Raw genomic sequence first — 7,202 nt, 5'->3', positions numbered from 1 at the left:
AAATTTTGGTAAAAAAGTCTTACATTTTTTATCAAAAATTTATATAAAGAAGTTGAACTTGTACTTTTTTTAGGCAAGGAAATAACGATCACTTCCCTTCTTTTCATCAGAAACGAAGGGAAGATTTCTGTATTTCCTCTCTTTTTACCAAAAATGAAGAGAAGTCTTTTGAACTTACCTTCTTTTTACTAGGAATAAGGGGAAGTTCTCTGTATTTCCCTTCTTTCTACCGAAAATAAGGGGAAGTCATCTACTTTTTATCCAAAAAAAAGCCTTGAACAAAAGTCCAAAGCTTTTTTCTTTATTTCTGATTTTTCATTTGTTGCATCATTTGTCGAATTTTCTTTTCAGAAGGCTTTTGTCCCATCGACATCATCATTGTGCGTAACATATCTTCGTTAATGGGTGGATTTTTTTTCATATAATCTTCCATATATTTACGTGCTAAAAAGAAACCGCCAATCGCTCCAACAACTAAAGCAATCACTGCAATCAAAATTACATAACCTGTTGACATTCTGCACTCTCCTCTCCTCTAGACTGTCCATAAAACATTCTACTAGAAAAATAACGAAAAGAAAAGGTAGAAATCACTCTTTTAGGTTCATTGATTTATAACTGATCTAGTTCGTACATATCTTCTTTTTCTAAAACAAAATCCACCTGTGCATTTTCTAGAATATAAGTTTCATGCACAGACTTAGGTAGCGGTAAGATGTCCTTTTGTAGTAAATAACGTATTGCTACTTGTGGAATGGACTTATTGTATTTTTCCGCTATTTTTTTAATTTTCTTGTCATCTAATATACCGCCTGTGGCTAGTGGTGAATAACCTTCCACTAAAATGGAATTGTTTTGACAAAATTCAATATTTCCAGTGCTCAAATTACCAATATAACACTTAATCTGGTTCACCATCGGTTTTACTTTCCCGTTTGCTATAATATTTTTTAAATCATCAACGTTAAAGTTTGAGACGCCAATCGCTTTTGCTTTTCCTTCTTGGTAAGCATCTTCTAAGGCTTTCCAAACTTGAATGTTTTTCTTATCATCTTCTTGGTGTACCTCGCCAATTCGACTCCACGGTCTAGGTGCGTGAATTAATAATAAATCTACATGCTCCACTGCTAAGCGTCGCAAAGATTCGTCAATATTTTTCATCGCTTCTTCATAAGAATCCGTTTCCGCTGGGACTTTTGTGGTAATAAAAATTTCGTCACGCGAAACACTCGAGTCTTTTATCGCTCTTCCCACATCTGTTTCATTTCCATAAACATATGCCGTATCAACGTGTTTATAACCGTTGTCTAAAGCATATTTGGTAGAACGGTAAGCGTCATCTGGGGGCATTTGCCAAGTACCAAAACCAATTTTAGGTATCTTTGTGCCATTTGCTAGCTGAAATGTTTCATTTAACATCATCTTTTATCCCCGCCTTTCTGATTTTATTATACAAAAAAATAATCCTATACACAAAAAGCAGAATCGCTCTTGATTCTGCTTTTCACTATTTACTGTTGTTCAATTTTTTCTAACAAATTAGGATCAAATTTCTCCTCACGTAACATCGCAATTTCAAAACCATAAGGAGACTTTTTATTCTTTTTGTCTTCTCCTACCCATGGTGTTTCTAGGATTTTGGGCAAGTTTGACAGCTTGTCATGATGTGCAACCTGGCTCAAAGCTTCAAAGCCGATCGTGCCAAAACCAATATTTTCATGCCGGTCTTTATGAGACCCTTGCTTATTTTTAGAATCATTGATATGAACAACTTTCAAACGCTCCAAGCCGATCACTTGGTCAAATTCATTTAATACCCCATCAAAATCTTCTCTTATATTATAGCCTGCGTCATTCGTGTGACATGTATCAAAAGTCACCGAAAGTTTATCGTTTAATGTAACCCCATCAATAATGCGCGCCAGCTCTTCAAAAGAACGTCCTACTTCGGTTCCTTTTCCAGCCATCGTCTCTAGTGCAATTTGAGGCACCTGATTTTTGTCTAAGACCTCATTTAATCCTTTTACGATCTGTGAAATACCGGCATCTGCTCCCGCTCCTACGTGTGAACCTGGATGTAAGGTGATTTGTTTTGCACCAAGCGCTTCTGCTCGTTTAATTTCATCTCTTAAAAATTGTACCGCAAACTCAAACGTCTGCTTTTTAGCTGTGTTTGCTAAGTTAACGATATAAGGCGCGTGGACAACAATGTTAGAGAGTCCATGTTCATCCATATAAGCTTTACCCTCTTCAATCCGCATATCTTCAATGGCTTTTCTACGCGTATTTTGTGGCGCTCCTGTATAAATCATAAAAGTAGAGGCATCATAACTTGCCGCTTCTTTAGCCGAACCAAGTAACATCTTTTTTCCTTTCATTGAAACATGAGAACCAATTAACATCCCTTTTCCTCCTTTTTTCTATACCTTTTAGTTTACTGGACCTAATAATAGCAAGAGTAACGTCATCAGCGGTAAGCTAATCAAAAAACTAATCGAAGAAGCAAATCCCACACTTTCTTCTTTAACGCCAGCGATAACAGAATTCACTACACCAAACAATGGGACTGGGGTGACACAAAGCAAACATAATATGGTTTTTGTCAGTGGGGCAATAGGCAATAGATAAAGGATAAATACAAAGACAAGTCCCATGACATAACGTAATGTTAACAACTGTATCACCGTATTGCGGTCTTGTTTAGGTAAGCGCAGTTCTAAATATAAACCAATCATAAACATCGATAAAAAAACATTGGCATCTGCGACTGGGGTAAGTACTGTCAAAAAAGAATCCGGTAAATCAATTGAAAATACTCTTAACACTAACATCAATACATAACAACTAAAAGGAATTGAAGAAAATAACTGTCTTAAAATCCTTTTAAAGTGGAGACTAGTATTTTGTTTTGTTAAGCGGTCACTGACAACTTTCGTCCCCCCAGCAAGCATAATGCTATTTCCGGTATCAAACATCGATAATAAAGGAACACCTAGTGGCAAAAAGCCCTGTATAAAAGGCAGTGTGAAATTTCCAATATTAAATCCAGTAGCACAATAAATAAAAAATTGCTGATCGATCTTCTCTTTTTTTCGCGCTACAAAATAACTTATAAAAATTTGTAAAAGCGACCAGAGCAAGCCAAGCAGTACAAAAAATAATAAGCTGCCTTTCACATCTAAATTAGCTAAGTTGATTATAACAACAGCCGGCAAAGTCACATTCATAATAACAATGGACAAACTCGAACCATCTGCTTTATCCAAAAAACCAATTCGCTTTAAAAAATAAGCGAGTAAAATAATCAAAAACAGACCGACAGCACGTGTAATAATTGTTCCCAACCAAAAAACTTCCTTTGAAAAAAGAAAAACACAAGAAAGCGGGGTTCTTGTGATTTTCTATATTTTTGTTAAAAGCGCAGCATGAAGTACCGTTTCTTCCCCCGACGAATAACGGTCGTTTTCCCGCTTAATTTGTCTTTTTCACTAATTTCATAACTTGTATCTTGGACACGATCGCCATTCAGGTAAATCGCTCCATTGTTAATATCTTCCCTTGCTTGGCGCTTTGAAGTTTCAATTCCAGCAGCGAGTAATATTTCAACTAAATTCAAAGAATCTTCAGTCCTAACTTCATAGGCGGGGACTCCGCTAAATGCCTGATCTAATTCTTGGGCACTTAATTTTTTAATTGACCCGCTAAATAAGGCCTCTGAAATACGTACCGCTTGCTCGTAAGCCTCTTTGCCATGGACCAAAGTCGTCACGTCTTTAGCCAATGCTTTTTGCGCAATCCGAGTTTCTGGCGCTTGGTTAAATTCTTTTTCAATTTGTGCAATTTCATCTAAGCTAAAGAAAGTAAAATATTTTAAAAATTTCACTGCATCCCGGTCATCGGTATTTAACCAAAATTGGTAAAACTCGTAAGGACTCGTTTTATTAGCATCTAACCAAATCGCATTACCTTCAGTCTTACCAAATTTTTTTCCATCTGCTTTTGTAATGAGCGGCATGGTAAGCCCGAAAGCTTGAACATCTTCTTGGCGATGTAATAATTCAATCCCAGAAGTGATATTTCCCCATTGATCACTTCCACCTAATTGTAAAAGGCAGCCATATTTTTGGTATAATTTCAAAAAATCATAGGCTTGCAGCAGCTGATAAGCAAATTCAGTATAAGAGATACCTGATTCAATACGACGTTTTACGCTTTCTTTACTCATCATATAATTAATTGTAAAATTTTTCCCCACATCACGCAAGAAATCGATTAGAGACATTTCCCCTAACCAATCATAATTATTGGCCACAATCGCAGGGTTTTTTTCTTTATGAAAATCAATGAACTGGGATAATTGCTGCTTAATATTATTCGACCAATCTTGAACAGTTGTTAAAGGATTTAATTGCCTTTCTTGATCTTTAAATGAAGGGTCTCCGATCATTCCTGTACCGCCGCCAACTAGAGCAATTGGCACATGACCGTTTTGCTGAAAACGACGAAGCATTAAAATAGGCAGTAAATGACCAATATGTAAGCTGTCAGCTGTTGGATCAAAACCTACGTATAATTTTACAGACTCTTTGTTTAGTTGATTTTCTAAAGCTGTTTCATCCGTCGTCTGATGAACTAAACCACGCTGTTTTAATTCTTGGAAAAAGTCTGATTGCATGTGGTATTTCCTCCTTATTAAATAGTCTCATTTGTAATAATAACTGAAAAAACTATTAAAGGAAAGCTTTAGTTTTGTTTTGGATTAAAACTGGGGAACTATTCAAGCGCATCATTTTTTGCTATAATCAGACAGAAGTAAAAAAATTAATGAGGTGACGAATTTGTCGCAGCAGGGAAAAAATAGTAAAAAAACAAAACAGCAAAAAAATAATGGCTGGTTTTATTTTCATATCGTTATACGAGTCATTCAATCCCTTCTACTAGTAGCTGTCAGTCTTTTCATCATGTTTGGCGCACTTGGCGTAGGCATCGGGGCAGGCTATTTTGCTTATTTGGTTGAAGACACCAAGACACCTACGAAAGAAGATTTACAAAAGGATTTAGAAGATATCGATGAAACCTCTCATCTAGCTTATGCAGATGGAAGTAATATTGCAACAATCGATACTGAGTTGCAACGAGATAGCATTAATTCTGATCAGATATCTGATTTACTAAAAAAAGCAGTGATTGCTACAGAAGATGAAAATTTCTATCAGCATAAAGGGGTTGTTCCTAAAGCAGTATTTCGAGCACTTGTGTCTGAAGTAACTGGTATTGGTTCAAGCGGGGGCTCTACTTTGACTCAGCAAATTGTAAAGCAACAGATTTTATCTGATGAAGTTACCTTTAAGCGTAAAGCAAATGAAATTTTACTTGCAAATCAGGTCGAAAAGAATTTTTCTAAAGATGAGATTGTTACCATGTATTTAAACGTATCTCCTTTTGGACGAAATAATGAAGGAAAAAATATTGCTGGAGCGCAAGAAGCAGCCAAAGGTATTTTTGGTAAAAATGCCAATGACCTAAATTTACCACAAGCAGCCTTTATTGCTGGCTTGCCTCAAAGCCCAATTACTTATAGTCCTTACACTAATTCTGGGGAGTTGCAAGAGGACTTAGAACCCGGCCTAGAACGTAAAGATTATGTACTATTTAGTATGTATCGCAATCACGACATCTCCAAAAAAGAGTATACACAAGCCAAAGACTATGATTTAACAAAAGACTTTCAAGAACAAGAAAGTACAGATGAGACAAAAGAACGTGGCTTTTTATACGATACTGTAATGAATGAATCTTTAAAAATCATTGCTAAACAACTAGCAGATGGGGACAACATTAGCAGTAAAGAGTTTGCTGATGAAGAAACCTATCAAAAATATGTAGAAAAAGCACAACAAAAACTGGCGAATGGCGGTTATACTGTCAAAACTACCATCGACCCTGATATCTATAATGCCATGCAAGATACTGCCGAAAATTACGGTTATCTATTAGACAACAATAATCAAGTCGAAGTAGGAAACGTCTATATGGACAATGAGACAGGAAAAATCCTTGGTTTTGTTGGCGGTCGAAATTATGAAGACAATCAATTTAACCATGCCTTTAACTCTACTCGACAAGCAGGTTCAGCGATCAAACCAGCGCTGGTTTATGGTCCTGCTATTGATCAAGGCCTCATGGGGACTAATTCCCGGGTGTCAGATTACCCGGCAAAATGGCAACAGGGAGAAAACAAAGGTGATCCTATTGTGAACGCGACAAATAAAGGAACCAAAACGTTCCAAACCATTCGTGAATCTCTTGAACACTCAAGTAATATTGCTAGTTATCACATTTACCAAGCCCTTTTAGATGAAAAAGATGATACTTCATTTGTTTATGATAATTACTTAAAGAAAATGAACTACCCAGAAACGGATGCTTGGACCTATGAATCAGCCTCTTCAGGTGTACCTGAGTTGACAACACTAGCACAAACGAATGGTTTCCAAACATTAGCAAATGATGGCATCTATCAAGAAGGCTATCTAATTGAATCAATCACCGATTCACATGGTGACGCGCTTTATGAGCATGAGGAAAAACCTGAACGTGTGTATTCAAAACAAGCAGCTTCTATTATGAATAATTTAATGCGTAGCGTTATAGATAGTGGACATACCACTGAATTCAAATCGGATGTTAGCAATTTAAATTACAGTCTGGCCAATGCCGACTGGGTTGGAAAAACCGGAACTACCGATGACTATAAAGACTCATGGTTAGTGGTTTCCACGCCAAAAGCTACTTTAAGTAGTTGGTCCGGGCGTGAAGACAATAAGGGTACTGATCGCGATGCTAGCAAACGGACTGCTCGTTATATGGCTTATCTTGCAAATTCGATTTATCAAGCTAACCCAGATAGCTTAGGTGCTAATGAGAAATTTACTCTAGATAACGACGTCAAAAAAGAAGAAGTTTCTAAGTTTACTGGGACAAAAGTAGACGATAATGATACCGTAGATGTAGATGGTTCAACTATGCGGGTTCCTAATGACACGACAGATTCTTATTGGGCAAAAGGAACTCCACCAGACGCAAGTTTCAAATTTGGTATTGGCGGCAGTAAAAAGAATTATATAGACTACTGGCGAAACGGACAATCGAACAATAACAGCAACGATAACAGCGATAATGACGACTAAAAAAACAAGGAA

Annotated in this window: 6 protein-coding genes; 1 reads left to right on the top strand and 5 read right to left on the bottom strand. The window is 36.7% G+C overall.

Translation table 11 applies throughout. From position 1 onward, the window contains the following. Positions 1-301: 301 nt before the first annotated feature. The 5 genes from TS1_RS05505 to tyrS all read right to left on the bottom strand — a co-directional run bounded on the left by TS1_RS05505 (position 302) and on the right by tyrS (position 4,675). Complete coding sequence (locus tag TS1_RS05505; RefSeq protein WP_068708663.1) at positions 302-517, bottom strand: YneF family protein; 216 nt, start codon at positions 515-517, stop codon at positions 302-304. A gap of 95 nt (positions 518-612) precedes the next feature. Then, positions 613-1,422 carry an aldo/keto reductase gene (locus TS1_RS05500; protein ID WP_068708661.1) on the bottom strand — a complete coding sequence of 270 codons (810 nt, stop codon included), beginning with the start codon at positions 1,420-1,422 and terminating at the stop codon, positions 613-615. 89 nt (positions 1,423-1,511) lie between these two features. Beyond that, positions 1,512-2,402, bottom strand: a complete 891-nt coding sequence (locus TS1_RS05495; RefSeq protein WP_068708659.1) for a deoxyribonuclease IV — start codon at positions 2,400-2,402, stop codon at positions 1,512-1,514. Between the two features lie 27 nt (positions 2,403-2,429). After that, positions 2,430-3,344: an AEC family transporter gene (locus TS1_RS05490; RefSeq protein WP_068708657.1), complete on the bottom strand. Its 915-nt coding sequence runs from the start codon at positions 3,342-3,344 to the stop codon at positions 2,430-2,432. Positions 3,345-3,412: 68 nt separating this feature from the next. After that, the gene (tyrS, locus tag TS1_RS05485; protein ID WP_068708655.1) at positions 3,413-4,675 is read right to left on the bottom strand and encodes a tyrosine--tRNA ligase; all 1,263 of its coding nucleotides are present in this window, start codon (positions 4,673-4,675) and stop codon (positions 3,413-3,415) included. A 163-nt stretch (positions 4,676-4,838) separates the two neighbouring features. Between tyrS and TS1_RS05480 the strand changes: the two genes are divergently transcribed. After that, positions 4,839-7,190, top strand: a complete 2,352-nt coding sequence (locus tag TS1_RS05480) for a transglycosylase domain-containing protein (protein ID WP_068708653.1) — start codon at positions 4,839-4,841, stop codon at positions 7,188-7,190. Positions 7,191-7,202: the final 12 nt, after the last annotated feature.

Origin of the sequence: Tetragenococcus solitarius NBRC 100494, from assembly GCF_001544195.1 — a bacterium.
Taxonomy (GTDB): domain Bacteria; phylum Bacillota; class Bacilli; order Lactobacillales; family Enterococcaceae; genus Tetragenococcus; species Tetragenococcus solitarius.
This window is presented reverse-complemented; position numbering and strand designations above follow the sequence as displayed.